The 20,040-nt window shown below is 66.2% G+C and carries 17 protein-coding genes and 1 pseudogene; 14 read left to right on the top strand and 4 right to left on the bottom strand.

The window, feature by feature from the left end:
* Positions 1–47: 47 nt before the first annotated feature.
* The 12 genes and pseudogenes from ACVWY3_RS17820 to ACVWY3_RS17875 all read left to right on the top strand — a co-directional run bounded on the left by ACVWY3_RS17820 (position 48) and on the right by ACVWY3_RS17875 (position 12,708).
* On the top strand, positions 48–1,919 hold the full coding sequence (locus ACVWY3_RS17820; protein ID WP_456839625.1) for a methylmalonyl-CoA mutase family protein: 1,872 nt from the start codon (positions 48–50) through the stop codon (positions 1,917–1,919).
* Complete coding sequence (locus ACVWY3_RS17825; protein ID WP_456839626.1) at positions 1,916–2,380, top strand: GFA family protein; 465 nt, start codon at positions 1,916–1,918, stop codon at positions 2,378–2,380. The genes ACVWY3_RS17820 and ACVWY3_RS17825 overlap by 4 nt, the downstream gene beginning before the upstream one ends.
* 14 nt (positions 2,381–2,394) lie before the next feature.
* Positions 2,395–4,551, top strand: coding sequence for a methylmalonyl-CoA mutase (scpA, locus tag ACVWY3_RS17830; protein ID WP_456839627.1), 2,157 nt, complete (start codon positions 2,395–2,397; stop codon positions 4,549–4,551).
* A gap of 206 nt (positions 4,552–4,757) precedes the next feature.
* On the top strand, positions 4,758–5,525 hold the full coding sequence (locus tag ACVWY3_RS17835) for an RsiV family protein (RefSeq protein ID WP_456843392.1): 768 nt from the start codon (positions 4,758–4,760) through the stop codon (positions 5,523–5,525).
* A gap of 132 nt (positions 5,526–5,657) precedes the next feature.
* On the top strand, positions 5,658–6,650 hold the full coding sequence (locus ACVWY3_RS17840; RefSeq protein ID WP_456839628.1) for a tripartite tricarboxylate transporter substrate binding protein: 993 nt from the start codon (positions 5,658–5,660) through the stop codon (positions 6,648–6,650).
* Positions 6,651–6,722: 72 nt separating this feature from the next.
* Positions 6,723–7,214, top strand: coding sequence for a tripartite tricarboxylate transporter TctB family protein (locus ACVWY3_RS17845; RefSeq protein ID WP_456839629.1), 492 nt, complete (start codon positions 6,723–6,725; stop codon positions 7,212–7,214).
* 4 nt (positions 7,215–7,218) lie between these two features.
* Entirely contained in the window at positions 7,219–8,730 is a 1,512-nt protein-coding gene (locus ACVWY3_RS17850; RefSeq protein ID WP_456839630.1) for a tripartite tricarboxylate transporter permease, read from the top strand.
* Between the two features lie 84 nt (positions 8,731–8,814).
* The gene (locus ACVWY3_RS17855; protein ID WP_456839631.1) at positions 8,815–9,129 is read left to right on the top strand and encodes a nucleotidyltransferase family protein; all 315 of its coding nucleotides are present in this window, start codon (positions 8,815–8,817) and stop codon (positions 9,127–9,129) included.
* Complete coding sequence (locus ACVWY3_RS17860; RefSeq protein ID WP_456839632.1) at positions 9,130–9,507, top strand: HepT-like ribonuclease domain-containing protein; 378 nt, start codon at positions 9,130–9,132, stop codon at positions 9,505–9,507.
* Positions 9,497–10,483: a methylmalonyl Co-A mutase-associated GTPase MeaB gene (gene meaB / locus ACVWY3_RS17865; protein WP_456839633.1), complete on the top strand. Its 987-nt coding sequence runs from the start codon at positions 9,497–9,499 to the stop codon at positions 10,481–10,483. The genes ACVWY3_RS17860 and meaB overlap by 11 nt, the downstream gene beginning before the upstream one ends.
* Entirely contained in the window at positions 10,480–11,136 is a 657-nt protein-coding gene (locus tag ACVWY3_RS17870) for a pyroglutamyl-peptidase I family protein (RefSeq protein WP_456839634.1), read from the top strand. The genes meaB and ACVWY3_RS17870 overlap by 4 nt, the downstream gene beginning before the upstream one ends.
* 197 nt (positions 11,137–11,333) lie before the next feature.
* Positions 11,334–12,708, top strand: a pseudogene (locus ACVWY3_RS17875) (TIGR03808 family TAT-translocated repetitive protein).
* Positions 12,709–12,998: 290 nt separating this feature from the next.
* Here ACVWY3_RS17875 and ACVWY3_RS17880 read toward each other — a convergent pair.
* The 4 genes from ACVWY3_RS17880 to ACVWY3_RS17895 all read right to left on the bottom strand — a co-directional run bounded on the left by ACVWY3_RS17880 (position 12,999) and on the right by ACVWY3_RS17895 (position 17,275).
* Positions 12,999–13,814, bottom strand: a complete 816-nt coding sequence (locus ACVWY3_RS17880; RefSeq protein WP_456839635.1) for a TIGR03809 family protein — start codon at positions 13,812–13,814, stop codon at positions 12,999–13,001.
* 479 nt (positions 13,815–14,293) lie between these two features.
* Positions 14,294–16,003 carry a S8 family serine peptidase gene (locus ACVWY3_RS17885; protein ID WP_456839636.1) on the bottom strand — a complete coding sequence of 570 codons (1,710 nt, stop codon included), beginning with the start codon at positions 16,001–16,003 and terminating at the stop codon, positions 14,294–14,296.
* A gap of 16 nt (positions 16,004–16,019) precedes the next feature.
* A complete protein-coding gene (locus tag ACVWY3_RS17890) occupies positions 16,020–16,709 on the bottom strand; it encodes a hypothetical protein (RefSeq protein WP_456839637.1) in 690 nt (229 codons plus the stop codon).
* Positions 16,706–17,275: a sigma-70 family RNA polymerase sigma factor gene (locus ACVWY3_RS17895; RefSeq protein WP_456839638.1), complete on the bottom strand. Its 570-nt coding sequence runs from the start codon at positions 17,273–17,275 to the stop codon at positions 16,706–16,708. Before ACVWY3_RS17895 ends, ACVWY3_RS17890 begins: the two co-directional genes overlap by 4 nt.
* Positions 17,276–17,714: 439 nt before the next feature.
* On the opposite strand from ACVWY3_RS17895, the gene ACVWY3_RS17900 reads away from it, so the two are divergent.
* Both ACVWY3_RS17900 and ACVWY3_RS17905 read left to right on the top strand, forming a co-directional pair.
* Positions 17,715–18,872 (top strand): GGDEF domain-containing protein, encoded by a 1,158-nt coding sequence (locus tag ACVWY3_RS17900; protein ID WP_456839639.1) that lies wholly within the window; start codon positions 17,715–17,717, stop codon positions 18,870–18,872.
* Between the two features lie 63 nt (positions 18,873–18,935).
* Entirely contained in the window at positions 18,936–20,036 is a 1,101-nt protein-coding gene (locus ACVWY3_RS17905) for a DUF2336 domain-containing protein (RefSeq protein ID WP_456839640.1), read from the top strand.
* The last annotated feature ends 4 nt before the right edge of the window (positions 20,037–20,040 follow it).

Consider the following 20,040-nt stretch of genomic DNA (forward strand, 5'->3'; position numbering starts at 1 on the left):
TGGCAATTTCGCCTGCGAATACGAGACGTTTGGGAGCCCTTGGCCGTATGACCTCCGCGACTGACGACCTGCCGCTGGCGGCGGATTTCCCCAAGGCGACCGTCGAGGACTGGCGCAAGCTGGTCGATGGCGTGCTGAAGGGCGCGCCGTTCGAGAAGCTGGTCAGCAAGACCTATGACGGGCTGAAGATCGAGCCGCTCTATCCCCGCGCCAAGGGCGTTGCGCCGGTGGTGGGACGGCCCGCCGCCGCGCCATGGCAGATCGTGCAGCGGATCGACCATCCCGATGCGGCTCTCGCGAATGCGCAAGGACTGGCCGATCTGGAGAATGGCGCGACGGGGCTCGCGCTGGTGTTCGCCGGGGCCAATAGCGCTCGCGGTTTCGGCCTGGAACCTTCGGCCGATGCCGTCGCAAAAGTGTTGAAGGACATTCATCTCGATGCCGGCATCGGCGTCGAGCTCGAGATCGGACCGCAATCGCGAATGGCCGCGATCCATGTCGCGGAATATGTGAAGAGCAGCGGTCTCGATCCCGCGGCCTGCAACATCCGCTTCGGACTCGATCCGCTCGCGGCCGGCGCAGTCTGGGGCCACAGCCCTTATACCTGGGACGAGATCGTTCCTGCCGTCACCGGCGCGATCAAGGGGCTCGCCGCGCTCGGGTTCAAGGGGCCGTTCGCGTCCGCGGACGGACGCGTGATCCACGATGCCGGCGGCTCCGAGGTGCAGGAGCTTGCCTTCGTGCTCGCCTGCGGCGTCGCTTACTTGCGCGCGATCGAAGGCGCCGGCATTCCGCTGGAGGCCGCGCAAGGCATGGTCTATGCGCGGCTTACCGCGGATGCCGACCAGTTCCTGACCATGGCCAAATTCCGCGCTCTGCGGCTGTTGTGGGCGCGCATCGAGAGCGCGTGCGGACTGACGCCAAAGCCGCTGTTCATCGCCGCGGAGACGGCCTGGCGCATGCTGACGCAGCGCGATCCCTACGTGAACATGCTGCGCGCGACGGTCGCGACATTCGCCGCGGGACTTGCCGGTGCCAATGCGATCACCGTGCTGCCGCATACGCTGGCGCTCGGCCTGCCCGATCCATTCGCGCGGCGCGTGGCGCGCAATACGCAGCTCCTGCTGCTGGAAGAAAGCAACCTTGCGAGGGTCAGCGATCCCGCCGCCGGTGCCGGCGGCATTGAGACGCTGACCGCGCAGCTCTGCGACGCAGCCTGGGCGCTGTTCCAGGAGAGCGAGAAAGCCGGCGGCGCCTTCGCCGCGCTTCAGCAGGGCCTGTTCCAGAGCAAGGTGGCAGCCACACGAAAGGCGCGCGATGCCAATATCGGAAAGCGCCGCGACGTCCTGACCGGCGCCAGCGAGTTTCCGAACCTGCATGAGAGCGAGACCGCGGTGCTGAAGGCAACGCCTGTCGCGCTCGCGCCCTACGGCGAGCAGAAATACAAGTTCGATCCGCTCACACCAATGCGACTGGCGGAACCGTTCGAGGCGCTGCGCGATAAATCCGACGCGGCGCTGAAAGCGCGCGGCGCGCGGCCAAAAGTGTTTCTGGCCAATCTCGGCACGCCCGCCGATTTCACGGGGCGTGCGACGTTTGCGAAGAGCTTCTTCGAGGCCGGCGGCATCGAGGCCCTCGACAGCGAGGGTTTTGCCGATCCGGCGAGGCTGGCCGCCGCGTTCAAGGCCTCCGGTGCCGCGCTCGCCTGTCTTTGTTCCAGCGACAAGGTCTATGCGGAACACGCCGAAGCCGCCGCGAAGGCCCTGCAAAGCGCGGGCTGCAAACATATGTATCTCGCAGGCCGCCCGACTGATACCGAGGCGGCGTTGCGGGCTGCCGGCGTCACCGGCTTCATCTTTGCCGGGGCCGACGCGCTTGCCACGCTGCAGGACGTCTATCGACGGATGGAGCAGGCATGACCGAAGCAGGCAAACCAGTTCTCACCGGCGGCTGCCAGTGCGGCGCCGTGCGCTTCGGCGTCTTGACGGCGCCGACCCGGGTTTCGATCTGTCACTGCCGGATGTGCCAGAAGGCCAGCGGCGCGCCGTTCGCCTCCTTCGCCGACGTGAACAAGACCGAGCTTGTCTGGACGCGGGGAAAACCCTCGTTCTTCCGCTCCTCCTCGATCGCCGAGCGGGGCTTTTGCCCGGCCTGCGGCACGCCGCTGAGCTTCGGCCGCATCGACGGCGACCGCATCGAGATCATGACCGGCGCGTTCGACCGGCCCGATCACGTGGTGCCGACGCGGCAGTTCGGCACGGAGTCGCGCCTCGGCTGGGTCGTCGGCATCGCCAATCTGCCGAGCCAGACCACGCAGCAGAATTACGGGCCGGAGAAGATGGCGACCATCGTCAGCCATCAGCATCCGGATCATGATTGAGGATTGGTTGAACCATGACCCGCATTCCCAATTTCGCCGATGTTGCCTTCGAGCGCGTCGCCACCGCAGCGCCGGCCGGCACGGCCGAGCCGTGGCTGACGCCCGAGGGCATTCTGGTGAAGCCCGCTTATGGCGAGGCGGATCTCGCGGGGCTCGATTTCCTCGAGACCTATCCGGGCATCGCGCCATACCTGCGCGGCCCCTACCCGACCATGTATGTCAACCAGCCCTGGACGGTCAGGCAATATGCCGGCTTCTCCACGGCGGAGGATTCCAACGCGTTCTACCGTCGCAACTTAGCTGCCGGACAGAAGGGCCTGTCGGTCGCTTTCGACCTCGCCACCCACCGCGGCTATGACTCTGATCATCCGCGCGTCGGCGGCGATGTCGGCATGGCCGGTGTCGCCATCGATTCCATCTATGACATGCGCACGCTGTTCGCAGGCATTCCGCTCGACCAGATGAGCGTGTCCATGACCATGAACGGCGCGGTGCTGCCGATCCTCGCGCTTTACGTCGCCGCCGCCGAGGAACAGGGTGTGCCGCCAGAAAAGCTCTCGGGAACGATTCAGAACGACATTCTGAAAGAGTTCATGGTGCGCAACACCTATATCTATCCGCCCGCACCCTCGATGCGGATCATCTCTGACATCTTCGCCTACACCTCGACGAGGATGCCGAAGTACAATTCAATCTCGATCTCCGGCTATCACATGCAGGAGGCCGGCGCGACGCAGGATCTCGAGCTTGCCTATACGCTCGCCGACGGCGTCGAATATCTGCGCGCCGGCCTGGCCGCAGGTCTCGACGTCGACCGCTTCGCGCCGCGGCTGTCGTTCTTCTGGGCGATCGGCATGAACTTCTTCATGGAGGTCGCCAAGCTGCGCGCCGCACGGCTGCTCTGGGCGAAACTGCTGAAGCCCTTCAATCCGAAGGACCCGCGCTCGCTGTCGCTGCGCACGCACAGCCAGACCTCGGGCTGGTCGCTCACCGCGCAGGACGTGTTCAACAACGTGATGCGCACGACCGTGGAGGCGATGGCGGCGACCCAGGGCCACACCCAGTCGCTGCACACCAACGCGCTCGACGAGGCGCTGGCGCTGCCGACCGATTTCTCGGCGCGCATCGCCCGCAACACCCAGCTATTCCTGCAGCAGGAGAGCGGCACCACCCGCATCATCGATCCCTGGGGCGGCTCGTATTATGTCGAGCGGCTCACGCGCGATCTCGCCGCAAAAGCTTGGAGCCATATCCAGGAGGTCGAGGAGCTCGGCGGCATGGCCAAGGCGATCGAGGCCGGCGTACCAAAACTGCGCATCGAGGAGGCCTCGGCCAAGACGCAGGCCCGGATCGATGCCGGCAAGCAGGCGGTGATCGGCGTCAACAAGTACAAGCCGACCGACGAGGCGCCGATCGACATTCTCAAGGTCGACAACACCAATGTACGCCGCTTGCAGATCGACAAGCTGACGCGGCTGAAATCCGAGCGTAACCAGAAGGACGTCGATGCCGCGCTTGCCGCGCTGACGCGCTCGGCCGGCGACGGCAACGGCAATCTCCTTGCACTCGCGATCGACGCCGCGCGCGCGAAGGCAACCGTCGGCGAGATCTCGGAGGCGATGGAAAAGGTGTTCGGCCGCCACCGCGCAGAGATCAAATCCATTACCGGCGTCTACAAGCGGGAGGCGTCCAGCATGGGCACTCAGGTCGAGAAGGTTCAGGCGCTGATCGACGCCTTCGAGGAGGCGGAGGGCCGCCGCCCGCGCATCCTGGTCGCCAAGATCGGACAGGACGGCCACGATCGCGGCCAGAAGGTGATCGCCTCGGCGTTCGCCGATATCGGCTTCGACGTCGACATCGGACCGTTGTTCGCCACCGCCGACGAAGCCGCGCGGCAAGCGGTCGAGAACGACGTGCATATCCTCGGCGTCTCCTCGCTCGCCGCCGCCCATCTCACCGCGGTGCCGGAGCTCAAGGCCGCCCTGAAGAAGCACGGGCGCGAGGACATCATGATCATCGTCGGCGGCGTGGTCCCGCCGCAGGATTACGACGCACTCTATGCGGCCGGCGCCGAGGCGATCTTCCCGCCCGGCACCGTCATCGCGGATGCGGCCGAGGAGCTGATCCGCAAGCTGAACGCCCGGCTTGGGCATAGCGAGGCGGCGGAGTAATTCCGCCACCGCTGAGGCCTCGAACATCAAACCCGCAGGCTTGTCGGCGCGCCTGATCACGAGCAGGTGTTCGCGCGCCGCGTTGTGCGCCGGTTCATCTTGCGATCACTACGCTTGAGCGCATCGCTGCCGGCCGGCTGGAATCAAAATACATGGATATTGAAGTGACAGATCATCGTGCGCGCGCGGGGCTGTTCCCCCGCACCATCATTCTCCTTTCGGCCTTCGCTGCGATCAGCTTGGCCTCCCCATCCTTCGCTGGCGACCCCAAGCCGGACGCCGTCGTCAAGAACAAGAGCATCGACGCCCGCGTTTTGCTCGACGACAGGATCAAGGCCGACGCTGCGCTGGCCGCGGACTGCCTTGCCGAGGGCAAGAAGTGGCTCGACAAGAGCGCAGCGGAAGCTGCCGCCTCGCGCAAGGAGGATCCGCAATTCTTCAGGGACGGCGGCTGGGATTTCGAGCGCAAATATGCGATCCGCTCGGTCGTTGCCGATCGTTATGTCAGCGTACTGCGCAACGACTACATGGACACCCACGGCGCCCATCCCAACTCCGACGTGAACACGGTCCTGTGGGACAAGGTTGAGGGCAAGCGCATCTCGATCCGCCCCTTCTTCACCGAGACCGCCGACAAGGGACCGACCATGAAGGCGATGGTGAAGGCCATCATCACCTCGCTCAAGGTCGAGAAGAAGAAGCGCGGCACCAGCGAGACCGCGACCGAGGAATGGTTCAAGAGCGTCGAGCCGAGCCTGCTCAAGATCGGCGCGGTGACGTTCGCGCCTTCGACTGAGGCGGGCAAGAGCTCCGGCCTCACCTTCCACTATCCGCCCTATACGGTCGGCCCCTACGCCGAAGGCGAATATGTCGCCTTCGTGCCGTGGCAGATCCTGAAGCCGTATCTCACCGCGGAAGGAACGCACATTTTCGGCGGCGAGCGGCCGAAGGGCGACGCGGAGGAGCCGCAGTGAGCAGGTTTTGAGCAGCGCCACTTTGCTCACAACGCGCTGATAGCGCTACCTTGCGGCGGCGCCGCAAAGCCGACTAGAATGCCGCCGTTGACAAGAGCGCTCGACGTCACGGGCGCCGCTGGGAGGCATTCAATGTCCAAGATCACCCGCCGCGCCTTTGCGGCTTCATCTGCCGCGGTCGCCGCATCCGCCGCTTTGGGGTTCAAGCCCGCACGCGCACAAGCCTATCCGGCGCGGCCGGTCACTGTCATCGTGCCCTGGGGCGCGGGCGGCGGCACGGACGCAACCGCGCGCATCGTCGCAGCGCTGCTGGAAAAGGACCTCGGCCAGCCCTTCAACGTGGTCAACCGCACCGGCGGCTCCGGCGTGGTCGGCCATAGCGCCATCGCGACGGCGCAGCCCGACGGCTACACCATCGGCATGCTCACGGTCGAAATCTCGATGATGCACTGGCAAGGCCTCACCGATCTGACACCTCGGAGCTACACGCCGCTGGCGCTGATGAACGAGGACCCGCCGGGCATCCAGGTATCCTCCTCCTCGCCCTACAAGACGGTGAAAGAGCTCGCCGAGGCGATCAAGGCGGCCCCCCCGGGCAAGTTCAAGGCATCGGGCACCGGCCAGGGCGGCATCTGGCACCTGGCGCTGGTCGGCTGGATGCAGGCGATGGGCCTGCCCGCCAACCAGGTCGCGTGGGTGCCGTCGAACGGCGCAGCGCCTGCGATGCAGGACCTCGCCGCCGGCGGCCTCGACCTCACCACCTGTTCGGTGCCGGAGGCGCGCGCCATCATCGAGGCCGGCAAGGCCAGGAGCCTCGCCATCATGGCGCCGGCGCGCAACCCGATCTTCAAGGACGTGCCGACGCTGAAGGAGGCGATGGGCATCGACTACGCAACCGGCGCCTGGCGCGGCATCGGCGCGCCGAAGAACCTGCCGCCGGAGATCGCAACCAAGCTCACCGCAGCCCTGAAGAAGGTCTACGACTCCGCCGAGTTCAAGGACTTCATGAGCAATCGCGGCTTCGGCACCGTGTGGGGCGATGCCGGCCAGTTCGCCGGCTTCATGGACAAGGGCGATGCCCAGATGGGCGAGGCCATGAAGGCGGCCGGCCTCAGCAAGGCGTGATCTCCACCTGCGATGCTCTGCCCGCCTCTCCCCGCACGCGGGGAGAGGGATTTCTTTCATAGGATTCCTCCCATGCGTCTTCCCGACTCCGTCACGGGATCGTTTCTCGTCGTGCTCGGCGCGGCTTCCGCCTATGGCGGCTACATCCTGCCGCCGGTGCCGGGGCAGCCGATCGGCCCCAACGTGTTTCCGCTCGTGATCGGCACCGGCCTGGCATTGTGCGGGCTCGCGATCGTGTTCGGCATCGGCCATTCCTTCGAGGAGGAGGAAGAGCTGGTCCCGCTCGAGAACGGACAGGCGGCCGCGCCGCCGCCGCAGAGCAAGCTCTACGGCCTGCGCGCCCTGCTGCCGCCGGCGCTGCTGCTGTTCTACGTCTTTGCCGCCGACCGGCTCGGCTTCGTCATCACCGCGGCGATCATGGTCTACGTCACCTCGACGGCGCTCGGTGCGAAGTGGAAGCTGGCGCTGCCGCTTGCCGCACTGTCGCCCTTCGCCATCCACCTCATCTTCGGCAAGCTGCTGCGCGTACCGCTTCCCGCTGGCCTTTTGCCGACGCCCTGGTGATCCCATGCTCAAGACCCTGATTGATGCCTTCGCGCTGATCTCCACCTGGGAGGTCATCATCGCGATGTTCGCAGCCTCCGTGTACGGCCTCGTCATCGGCTCGCTGCCCGGCCTGTCCGCGACGATGGCGACCGCCCTGCTCGTCCCCGTCACCTTCTATCTGTCGCCGATCGCGGCGATCGCGACCATCGTCGCAGCGTCGTCGATGGCGATCTTCTCCGGTGACATCCCCGGCGCGCTCTTGCGCATTCCCGGCACGCCCGCCTCGGCTGCTTATGCCGATGAGGCCTATGCCATGACGCGCAAGGGCCAGGCCGAGCTGGCGCTAGGTGCCGGCGTCTGGTTCTCCGCCGTCGGTGGCATCGCCGGCGTGCTGTCGCTGATGATCCTCGCCCCGCCGCTCGCCGAGATCGCGCTGTCGTTCTCGACCTTCGAATATTTCTGGCTGGCGCTGCTCGGCCTGATGTGCGCGACGCTGGTCGCGCGCTCCTCGCCGGTGAAGGCGATCGCGGGCATGTTCATCGGCCTGCTCGTCTCCTGCATCGGCATCGAGAATCCCGGCGGCATCCCGCGTTTCACGTTCGGCATCACCGATCTGTTCGGCGGCATCGAGCCGATCCCGGCGCTGGTCGGCGTGTTCGCGGTGGCGCAGGTGATGCGCGCGATGCTGACCCCCGAGCCGCCGCCGCTGCCGCGGCGCAAATTCGGAAGCATCATGGCCGGGCAGTGGAAGCTGACGAAGAAGTACCACTGGCAGATGACGCGCGGGAACATCGTCGGCATCATCATCGGCGTGCTGCCCGGCGCCGGCGCCGACATGGCGGCCTGGGTCTCTTATGCGATGTCGAAGCGCTTCTCCAAGGAGAAGGACAAATTCGGCACCGGCCATGTCGAGGGCCTGGTCGAGGCCGGGGCCAGCAACAATGCCAGCATCGCCTCGGGCTGGGTGCCCTCGCTGCTGTTCGGCATTCCCGGGGACACCATCGCCGCGATCGCCATCGGCGTGCTCTACATGAAGGGCCTCAATCCGGGCCCGACGCTGTTCACCGAGAAGGCGTCGAGCATGTACGCGATCTACCTGATGTTCATCATCGCGAACATTTTGATGATCCCGCTCGGCATCGCCATGATCCGCGTCGCCGCCTACATCCTGCTGGCGCCGCGCTCGACCGTGATGCCGATCATCATGCTGTGCTGCGCGGTCGGCTCGTTCGCGATCGGCAACAACATGTTCGGCGTCGTCACCGTCGCCGCCTTCGGCGTGATCGGCTACATCATGGAAGCCAACGGCTATCCCGTCGCCGCCATGGTGCTCGGCATTGTCATGGGCACCATGGTGGAGCAGGCCTTCGTGACCTCGCTGATCAAGTCCGACGGCAGCATCCTGCCGTTCTTCGAACGGCCGGTCGCCGCCATCCTCGCCGCCATGGCGATTGGCGCCCTGCTCTGGCCGGTGATGGTGTGGATGTGGCGCAAGGTGAAACCGATGCAGGCGGCGGCGGCAACGACCCGGTGATATCGGGCGGGCGGCCCGCGCCTGCCCGGCGGCGCTCCAGGGCCGACGCTGGGCGGAGCGGTCGCCCTGTGCTAGTATTCGGTCATGGCCGAAGTCGCAGACATTCCGCTCCAGACGCTTGTCGGGAAGATCCGTGAGCTTGCTCCCGCGCTGAGGGCGGCGGGGGTCAAGCGGCTTTACCTTTTCGGGTCTCGCGCGCGCGGCGACGCTCGGCCTGACAGCGACCTCGACATACTCGTCGAGACGACCTCGCGCGAGGAAACGCCGCGGTTCGATTACTTCAGAGTCCTGCACCTGATCGAGGACCATGTCGGCCTTCGTGCGCAGATATCGATGCGCGACCTGCTGAAGCCGCGCATAACCGAGCGGATCGCGGATGATCTGGTCGAGGTCTTCTGAATGCCGCCGACGGTGGAAGACCGGCTACGAGACATTCTGGAAGCCATCACCGACATCGAAGATGTCGTGAAGGACCTCACCTTCGATCAGTTCGTCTCTGAAAAGACCTCCCGCCTTGCAGTCGAGCGGCTTCTCGAGATCATCGGCGAGGCATCGAAATTCATCCCGGATGAGGTCAAGCGAACCGAGCCTGGTGTCGACTGGCGCAAGATGATCGACTTCGGAAGTCTTCTGGCGTCATGCCTACCATATGACGAAGGCCGAGATCGTTTGGGACATCGTTCAAACCCACCCTCCACCTTTGAAGTCTTGCGCCGAGAAACACATTCGCATGTCGGGCCGCTAGCGGCTGGACGCGAAAGCAACGATGACCAGTAGCAGATCCATCGACATCAAATCTCTCGCCCGTGACCTGCGCGCCGGCAGCCGCGCGGCGCTGGCGCGGGCGATCACGCTGGTGGAGAGCCGGCGCGGCGACCATCAGGCGTTGGCGCGCGAGCTGGTGCAGATGCTGCTGCCCGACACCGGCAAGGCGTTCCGCGTCGGTATCACCGGCTCGCCGGGCGTCGGCAAATCCACCACCATCGATGCGCTCGGGACCTATCTGATCGAGCAGGGCCACAAGATCGCGGTGCTCGCGGTCGATCCGTCCTCGGCGCGCAGCGGCGGCTCGATCCTCGGCGACAAGACGCGGATGGCGCGCCTCGCGACCTCCGACGATGCCTTCATCCGCCCCTCGCCATCCTCGGGCACGCTGGGCGGCGTCGCGGCCAAGACGCGCGAGGCGATGCTGCTGTGCGAAGCGGCAGGTTTCGGCGTCGTGCTGGTCGAGACCGTCGGCATCGGTCAATCCGAGACCGCGGTCTGCGACATGACGGATTTCTTCCTGGCCCTGATGCTGCCGGGCGGCGGCGACGAATTGCAGGGCATCAAGAAGGGCCTGGTCGAGCTCGCCGACATGATCGCGATCAACAAGGCCGACGGCGACAACCTCAAGCGCGCCAAGATCACCGCCGCGGACTATCGCGGCGCGCTGCATATCCTGGCGCCGAGGTCCGAGCATTGGCATCCGCCGGTCGAGACCTATTCGGCGCTGACCGGAAACGGCATCGCAAGAATTTGGCAGAAGGTTCTCGATCACCGCAAGGCGATGAACGCGTCCGGCGATTTCGCCGCGCGGCGGCGCGAACAGCAGGTGAAGTGGATGTGGTCGATGCTGGAGCAGCGCATGCTGGCGCGGCTGCGCAGCGAGGCGTCGGTGCGCACGAAAGTGCGGAAGATCGAGGCTGAAGTCGCCGACGGCCATCTTACGCCGGCGCTCGCCGCCGAGCAGATTTTGGAGTTGCTGCAATGAGCGACAAGCTGCGCATTCTCCTGACCGGCTTCGGATCGTTTCCCGGCGCGCCCTACAACCCGACCCAGCCACTGGTAACGCGGCTGGCGCAGCTGCGCCGGCCGGCACTCGACGACGTCGCGATCGCGAGCCATATCTTCCCGGTCACCTACGCCGCGGTCGATCGGCAATTGCCGGAGCTGCTCGCAAGGGAAAAGCCCGACGCGCTGTTGATGTTCGGCCTCGCCGCGCGCACGCCGTACCTGCGCATCGAGACCCGCGCCCGCAACGCCGTCACCATGCTCTGGCCCGATGCGGCCAACACCCGCTCCAGCAAGCGCGGCATCGCCGGCCAGGCCGACGCGATGATGTTCGGCCCGCACACGGCGAGGCTGCTGCGCGCGGCGCGCCTCACCGGCATCGACGCCCGCGCCTCGCGCGATGCCGGCGCCTATCTCTGCAACTATCTCAGCTGGCGCGCGATCGAGAACGTGCGGGCCGGCGGGCCGCGGCTTGCGGCGTTCATCCATATCCCGCTGCTGGCGCGCAGTGGCGCCGTGCGCCGCAAGGGCGCGCCGCGGATCACACTGGAGGAACTGGTGGATGCGAGCGAAGCGATGCTGATGGAGATGGTGGGATTGGCAAGGAAGCGGCGGAACACACCGGTCTTGTAGGCGGGCAAAGGCGCATCGCGCCGTGCCGACGATGTCGTTCCGATCCGCCGTCAAATGGTGGGCACGCTTGCGCTTTGCCCACTCTTCGGCACCATTTTTGCGGTAAACATTTAACCCTACCGCGAACAATCCCGACGAGCCGCACCGGCCTGCGCTACCTACCTCCCGCGGACCCCGCGTCCGCCGGAGGACGCGTCATGGACCTCAATCGCCGTCATCTCATCGGAGCTTCGACCGCGGGCATTGCGGGCGCGCTCGCCATGCCGGCCGACGCTGCGCGCGTGGCGCCGCTGACCTCCCTGCTCGGCCGCGATGCCACGCAGTACGGCGTGCGGCCCAACAGCAGCGAGGACCAGACGCGTGCGCTCCAGCGCGCGATCGACGAGGCCGCAAGGGCGCAAATGCCGCTGGCGCTGCCGCCGGGCGTCTACCGCGCCGGGCTGCTGCGGCTGCCGAACGGATCGCAGCTGATCGGCGTGCGCGGCGCCACCAAGCTCGCCTTCACCGGCGGTGGGGCCTCGGCGATCCAGAGCGACGGCTCGGACTCGATCGGCCTCACCGGCATCACCTTCGATGGCGGCAGCATTCCGCTGCCGGCGCGGCGCGGGCTGATCCAGGTCCTCGGCGGGCGCGACGTTCGCATCACCGATTGCGAGATCACCGCCTCGGGGGGCAGCGGCATCTGGCTCGAGCAGGTCTCCGGCGACATCTCCGGCAACATCTTCACCAACATCGCTGTGACCGCGGTGGTCTCGTTCGATGCAAAGGGCCTCAGCGTTTCCCGCAACACGATTCTCGGCACCAACGACAACGGCATCGAGATCCTGCGCACCGCGATCGGTGATGACGGCACGCTGGTCGCCGACAACCGCATCGAGGACATCAAGGCCGGCCCCGGCGGCTCGGGTCAGTACGGCAACGCCATCAACGCCTTCCGCGCCGGCAACGTCATCGTGCGCGGCAACCGCATCAAGAACTGCGATTACTCGGCGGTGCGCGGCAACTCCGCCTCGAATATCCATATCACCGGCAACAGCATCAGCGACGTGCGCGAGGTCGCCCTCTATGCCGAGTTCGCGTTCGAGGCCGCCGTGATCGCCAACAATACCGTGGACGGCGCGGCCGTCGGCGCCTCCGTCTGCAATTTCAACGAAGGCGGCCGTATCGCGGTGGTCCAGGGCAACATCATCCGTAATCTGATCCCCAAGCGGCCGATCGGCACCGCACCGGATGACGACGCCGGCGTCGGCATCTACATCGAGGCGGATTCATCGGTGACCGGCAACGTGATCGAGAACGCGCCGGCCTACGGCATCGTCGCCGGCTGGGGCAAATATCTGCGCGACGTCGCAATATCCGGCAACGTCATCCGAAGGGCGCTGGCCGGCATCGGCGTATCCGTGGTCCCGGGCGCCGGCACTGCGCTGGTCAACAACAACATGATCTCCGAAACCCCGCGCGGCGCCGTGGTCGGCCTCGACCACGCGCGCGCGGTGACGTCGGACCTGTCGGCGGACGGCGCGCAGCGGTTTCGCACAAGTGGTGATCGGCGGCAACGCCGTGCGGCGGTAGGCGCGCGACGGGCGGACGGGCCGTGCATCCTTCGAGGCTCCTCATGGGACGCGCCGCGTCTCATGAGGGCACCTCAGAATGACGGATGAGGAGCGGCGCCTGGCTCGATGCGGTCACATCAAAGTAAGGCGGGCGACACATCCAAAAGTTGCTTCATCAAGCACTGACAACAAGCCCACTGCCGTCATCCTGAGGTGCGAGCCGTGCGGTGCGGAGCACCGCTCGGGGAGCCTCGAAGGATGATGTGGTGGGCATCTATGTCTACATGCTGCGATGCGCTGACGGCTCCTTCAGAACGCGTTCCGCAGCAGCGGGTACTTTGCTTCCAGGCCGTCGAGGCTGAAAGTGAATTCGACGACGCGCTCGGGGGCCGCGACGATTTCGGCGGCGGGCGGGGCGAACTGCGGCAGGAGCGCTGCCATCGCAGCGGAGGCCCGCACGGCGGGCGCGGCGACTGGTGCCATTGCAGCAGGTTCGGCGGTCGGCGACCTCACCGCGGGCGCGGTGCGCGGCGGCTTCACAGCGGGAGCGGTGAATGGCGCCATGGCGGCCGGGGCGGCGACCGGTGACCTCACCGCAGGTGCGGAGAGCGGCGGCCTCGCAGCGGGGGCTTTGAGCGGCGGGACGGCAGCAGGCGCGGTGAACGATGCCATTGCGACAGGCGGCAGGAGCGGCGCGGCCGGAGCGAGCGGCGCGATCGGCGCTTCCGTCACTTCGGCGAGAACGTCCAGCCTGGGCTCCAGCTTTACCGGCACGGCGGTCTCGGGCGCGAGGTGGACGGCTTTGGGCTGCAACGGCTTGGGCTGCATGGTCTGCGCCGGCTGCTCCCGCGGAAACACGCGGGGCATGGTCGCCGGCGACCAGCCGAAGGCGGGCGAGACGCTCGCAGCCGCCGCGGCAACGTCACCACCGGTCGCGAGCGCGCGCCAGGTCTGGACCGCGAGCTTGGCTTCCTGGATGTTTTCGAGGAATGCGATCTCGGAGTGGTAGCGGCGCCAGCGCCCGGTCTCGAACATTTCGGTGAGGTGCTCCAGCCGCTGCTCGGCGAGAGCGCACCAGCGTGCCGCGATCTCGCGGCCGGCGGCCGCGCTTTGGCGATGTGTCATGAACCAGCCCGTCATGAGAAAAATACGGACGCGACGCAACGCACACGAATCAATTTAGACGCGACACGAATATTTTGTGGAAAAGTTTTGACTTGTCCAGCAACGACACGCCGTTCGTCATGAAAGACCGTAGTCGTGCGGAGAATTGCTGTGATTTCGAGTCAAGCTTCGCACAAGCATGACGGAGCTGCGGCGTGACGGTCGACCGACGAGTGCACGCACGCGCGCTCCTTCAACCCCAAGCTGAGTGGATTCGACGCCTCGAAGACACAGACGTCCAAAAAGAAAAGACCCGTCCGGGGGGACAACCGGACGGGTCGAGCCATATGGGCGCTTGGGGTGGATGGGCGCTCGCGCCTGATATGACTGATGGGGAGGGATGACCGCTCCCACATATTTTGGTCGTGGCAGCTGGCTGAACGTTCAATGCGGCGTTCGATTTTTTAACCTTTGGCGGGCGCGCATTCTTTTCGTAGCCGCTATCGCGCCGCCGGCCTATCCGCCTGAGAAACCGTGGCTTTATCGGCCGCGCCCGACAGCGAGGGCTGCTCGATCGCGCGAATGCCCGGCTCATCGCGACGTGGCTGCGCATCTTCACGTTTTGTTGTACCGGACGCCGCCGCAACCGGCGTCGCGTTGTCAACGGGAACAGCCGTGACCGCGGCAAACGCGTCGGCCTCGCCATCGCCGAACAGATCATCACGCCCGGGTGAACCGAGGTCGCGCGCGGTCTTCGCCAGCGTCATGCGCAGCGCTTCCGGCTTCAAGGCGTAGTTGCGCTCGAGCAGCAGCGCGGCGACACCGGAGACATAGGCGGCCGAGAACGAGGTGCCCGACGTCATCTGGTATTTGCCGTCGGGGGCCGGCAGGAAGATGTCGACGCCGGGCGCCGCCAGCGCGATGTAATTGCCGCGGTTGGACGCGGAGAACAGCTTGTCCTGCTGGTCGGTGGCGCTGACCGCGATCACGTTGGGATTGGCGGCCGGATAAAGCGGCGGCGATTTCGCACCGGCATTGCCGGCGGCCGCGATCAGCACGAGGCCGCGCGCGGCGGTTGCGGCAATGGCGCGCTCGATCACCGCGTCCTTGGGACCGGCAAAGCTCATATTGACGATCTGCGCGCCGTGCTCGGCGGCGTAATTGAGCGAGCGCAGGATGATGTAGGACGAGCTCTCCGCGCCGCCGCCGGTGCCGCCAAAAGCGCGGATCGCGATGATGCGCGCTTCGGGCGCGCTGCCCATCAGCTTGGCGTGCGCCACGATGGCGCCGGCAATGCCGGTGCCGTGGATGTGCGGGCCCTCGGCGCTGCCGAGCGCATCGAAATTGTCGGCGATGGAATTGGCGAGCTCGGGATGCCTGGCGTCGATGCCGGAATCGATCACGGCGACGGTCACGTTGGCGCCATGCGCCAGCGTATGCGCCTGCGGCAGGCGGAGTTTTGCCAGGGCATATTGCGCGGGATCGCCTTCGCTCAGCGTCGCCGGCTTCTGGTCCTGGAGCACGTAGCGGAAGTTCGGCTGCACCGAGCGCACGCTGCCGTCCGCGGCGAACTCGCGCCGCACCGTCTCGAACGGACGGCCATCGGTGATGCGGAACAGGCCCAACGTCGCGCCGATCAGCGGGAAGTTTTCCGAGGATACGCGCGCAAGCCCATGGCGGCGCGCAAGCTCGTCGGCTTCGGTCGTCGTCAGCGCGCCGTCGATCTCAGCGACGAATTCGCCTGCGAAGCTGCGCAGGTTCGCAGCCACCGGCGTATTGTTGCCGCGCCCCTTGGCGGCGGCCTTCTTGCCCGCCTTACCGCTCCCCTCGCCGCCCGCAATCGGCTGCCCCAGGCATTCGCCGTCGGCGTCGCGATAGGGCGCGGTGCAGGCGGGATAAAGGTTCGGGGAGTAGCGCGCATAGGGCAGCGCCGGCGTCGGCCCCATTCGTGCCGAGAGCCGCGGCGTCGCGATCGCGCGCGGGCCGCGGTCGACTGCGACCACGCGCGCAGCCGCGCCCGGGTTGACGCGCGCGGCGACGTTGGGAGAGATGGTCGGCGTGCGCGAGGGGACGCTGATCGTCGGCGTGCGCATGATCGCCTGCGCCTTTGCGATGTCGACACCGAGACAGGCGGCGAGCAGCAGCGCGGCGCCGACCGATGATGAAGCGTAAGCTCCGGCGCGTATCCTCCTCTTGGACTTGCCTGTCATCGGTGGAAGGGCGCGCTTAAGGCGCCGCCACGGCGAGATTGACGAACTTCTCGCGCGACATCCTGGCAAGCAGTGCGGCGAGCTCGTCCTGGCTCATCGCCTTGTCGAACTGCAGGCGGAACATGCCGCCCTTGGCATCGCCGATGATCGAGGCCTGATAGCTGTCGAGCAGCGCCGTGATGTCCGCGACGCGCGCCTCGGGCGTAAAGCGCACCAGCGCCCGCGCCGGTGCGGCTCCGAGCTCGCGCGTGATCGGCGCGCCAATCGAGAGCGAAGCGGTCTGGTAGGTCGCGGTCTGGGTCTTCATCAGGACGGCGCCGATGATGCCGGCCTGCAGCAGCAGCGCGATGGCGCCGAGGCTTGCCGACCAGGCCAGAGTGCGCGGCGACAGGCTCGCAAAGAAGGCCGAGATGCGCGTGGCGAGCGGCAACGGCGTGGCTACCCGCGCCGGTTCGGCGTCGATCGCGGCAAACAGCTTCTGCATCGCGCGGGCCGAGGGAGCCCCCAGGCTCTCGTTCAGATGGATGGTCTCTTCGTACTCGCCGCGGATCGCGGCATACTGCCTGGCAAGCTCGGGATCGCGCGCCAGCGCGTCCTCGACGCGGCGCGCATCGCGCGCATTCAGCGTGCCGGCGGCGTGCCAGGGCAGCAGCAGTTCAATCTCACTGGGCTCTTGCTCCAGCATCTTCTTGCTCAAAGCCATCATGGCCAGCCTCGCTCAACGCCGGCTGCCTTCAGCAGTTCGGCCAGTTTCTTGCGCGCATAGAACAAGCGCGTTTTCACAGTGTTCTCCGGTATCCCGACGATTTCGGCCACCTCTTCCACGGACTTCTCGTGGTAGTAGACCAGATCGACGATTTCCCGGTGTTCCGGCGAGAGGCCCGTCAGACACTCCCGCAACGCTTCACTGGTATCCTTCTTCTGCACCACCGTTTCCGGATCATCGGACTGGTCCTCGATCGCGTTCGCGGCGTCTTCGTCCAGCTCAAAATCCTTCCTGCGCCGAAGCGCCGAGAGGGCCTTGAATCGGGTGATTGCCAGCAGCCAGGTGGAAACGGCGGAACGGCCCTCGAACTTGCCGGCTTGACGCCAGACGTCGAGAAATACCTCGCTGATGAGGTCTTCCGCCGCCTGCTCGTCCCGCACGAGCCTCAGCCCGAACCTGTAGACCCTGACATGGTGCCGCCCGTACAGCACCTGCATGGCGAGCCGGTCGCCTTGGGCGATCCTGGCGATCAGGACCTCGTCCGAAGCCGCCTGAGTCACGCTCAAAGGCCGTCTCGCAAGGTTGGTCGGGTCGATAGGGCGGAGGGTTCGACGGCAGGGGCGAAATTCTTCAACCTACCGCGGTCATACGGGGGCCTGTGTGATCTACCCCACATACGTGCATTTTTCTCGTTCCGCCCGCGGCGGCTGGCCATCTCGATCGGTATAGGTAACATAATAGTGAAACACTTTCCTGCGGAATGTCTGCCCCGGCACGGGCGGGCCGATCAGTTCCGGTTCCATAGCAGCCCTGCACGACGTATGTCTCACGAACCCCTGCCTTGGCTCGACCGCATCGCAAACGATGCCTAATCGCCGGCAAATTCTCCCTGCCAGCCAACACCATGCTGTTCTGCGCTGCACGGTTCGGATTCGGTTCAAAGGATACCAAACCTAAAGGCTTGCCAGGTAGATTTTTGGGCCGAACTCCACCACTGGCGGGACCATGAGCACGGCTGCGACGTCCTTTCCGGAGAGGAATGCCGCTGAGGCCGCGGACCTCGTCCTCGCGCCCGAGGCGGCCGCTCCTGCGGTGCTTGCGCGAAGAGCCCGGCAGCGCCGCCAGATGTATATCGGCCAGGTCGTGAGCTATTCGCTCGGCGCCTCGGTCCTGCTGCTCTACGCCTATGACGGAGCGATTTCGGTCGACGTCGCCTCGCTGTTCTGGTTCGGCGGCCTCCTCATCATCGGCACGTTCGCCGTGCTGTCGGAAGCCGGCGCCGGTGACAAATTCACCGACCACTATCTCACCGTATTCCAGATCTCGGCGCATATGGCGCTGCAATTCGTGTTCCTGGTGTCGGTGCCGACCATCGGTGTCGCCTTCATCAGCGTGCTGTTCCTGATTTTCGCCTTCGGCACGCTGCGCATGACCTCGGCCCAGGCGATGCTGACCTGGGCGATTGCAACCAGCGGCCTTGCCGCCGTCTTCCTCGCGTCCGACCTGCCGATCGGCCTGCCCGTTGCGACGCTGCTGCAGCGAACCGCCTCGATGCTCTGTTTCGTGCTGGTGATCGGCCAATGCGCCTTCCTCGGCCTGTTCGGCGCCACGCTCCGCAAGATCCTGTATCGGCGCAGCATCGAGCTGAAGAACGCCTATCGGCGCATCGAGGAGCTCGCCGAGCTCGACGAGCTCACCGGCTCCTACAATCGCCGCTGCATCATGCGCCTGCTGGACGCCGAAATCGAAAAGTCGCGCCAGACGTCCACGCCTTGCGCGATCGCACTGATCGACCTCGACTGGTTCAAGCGCATCAACGACGCCCACGGCCATCCCGTCGGCGACGAGGTGCTGCGCACCTTCGCCATCACCATTTTCGCCAATATCCGCCCGGCCGACAGTTTTGGCCGCTACGGCGGCGAGGAATTCCTGCTGCTGCTGCCGGACACCGAAGCCGACGCGGCCTTGCACATGCTGGAGCGGCTGCGCGGCATCGTCGCCGACCTCGACTGGAGCGCGTTCTCGCCGGGCTTGCGGGTGACGATTTCCGCGGGCGTCGTGACGCTGCGCGACACGGATACTGCCGACACGTTTCTCGCGCGCGCCGACAGCGCGCTCTATTCCGCCAAGGCGCAAGGGCGCAACCGAATTGCAACGAGCTGACCAATCCATTTTCTCCGGGCGCGACAGAAGCCGCCGCCGGACCCAACGCTCCAGGACAGGGCAATGAGATCCAAACCCGCCAAACCATCCGAGAACCTGCTCGACGAATTGCAGGCCGCGCTCTCGCACGGCACCGTTGCGCGCCGGGTCGAGGCGCTGCGCCGCGTCACCGAGCTCTTCGTGGGCAACGCGGTGGACTATTCCGACGAGCATGTCCGCGTGTTCGACGACGTGTTCCAGTGCCTGATCGAGCAGATCGAGACCTCGGCGAGAGCGCTGCTCGCCGAGCGCCTCGCGCCGATCGCGGCCGCACCGCCAAAAATCATCCGCACGCTCGCGCTCGACGACGTGATCGAGGTCGCCGGCCCCGTGCTGTCGAAATCGGAACGGCTCGACGAAACCACCTTGCTCGAGATCGCGCGCACCAGGGGCCAGGCGCATCTCAAGGCGATCTCGCTGCGGCGCGTACTGTCGGAAGCGTTGACCGACCTGCTGGTGACGCGCGGCAATGACGACGTGGTGCAGTCGACCGTCAGCAATCCGGGCGCGCAGCTCTCCGAGGGAAGCCTCACCGATCTCGTCACCCGCGCCGAGCGCGACGACGAACTCGCGACCTGCATCGGCCTGCGGCCCGATTTGCCTCGTCATCACTATCTGAAGCTGATCGCGAAGGCCTCGGCGAGCGTGCGCCGGAAGCTGGAGGCCGCCCATCCCGAGCTTGCGGAGGAAGTCTCGAGCGTGGTCCAGGAAGCGGCCCAGCGGGTCCGTGCGGCCGCCATGACCAAGCAAACGGAGATGGCGCGCGCGCTGGTGAAGTCGCTGCACGCGGACGGCCGCCTCAACGAATTCCAGGTCACCACCTTCGCCGAGCAAGGCAAGTTCGACGAGACCAACGCCGGGCTGGCCGCGCTCGCGGGCGTCGCGGTCGAAACCGCCGAAAACATGATGATCGAGAGCCGCACCGAGGGCGTGATGATCCTCGCCAAGGTCGCGGGCATGTCCTGGTCGAGCGTGCGCGCCATCATCGCCATGCGCGAGAAGCTCTCAGGCGGCTCGCAGACGGATATGCTGGCGCTGCGCGACACCTACGAGGCGCTGCGCTTATCAACCGCGCAGCAGGTGCTGCGCTTCCATCGCATGCAGAGCACGACGCCGGCGGCGTGAGGCC

This window comes from Bradyrhizobium sp. USDA 4486 (assembly GCF_054057995.1).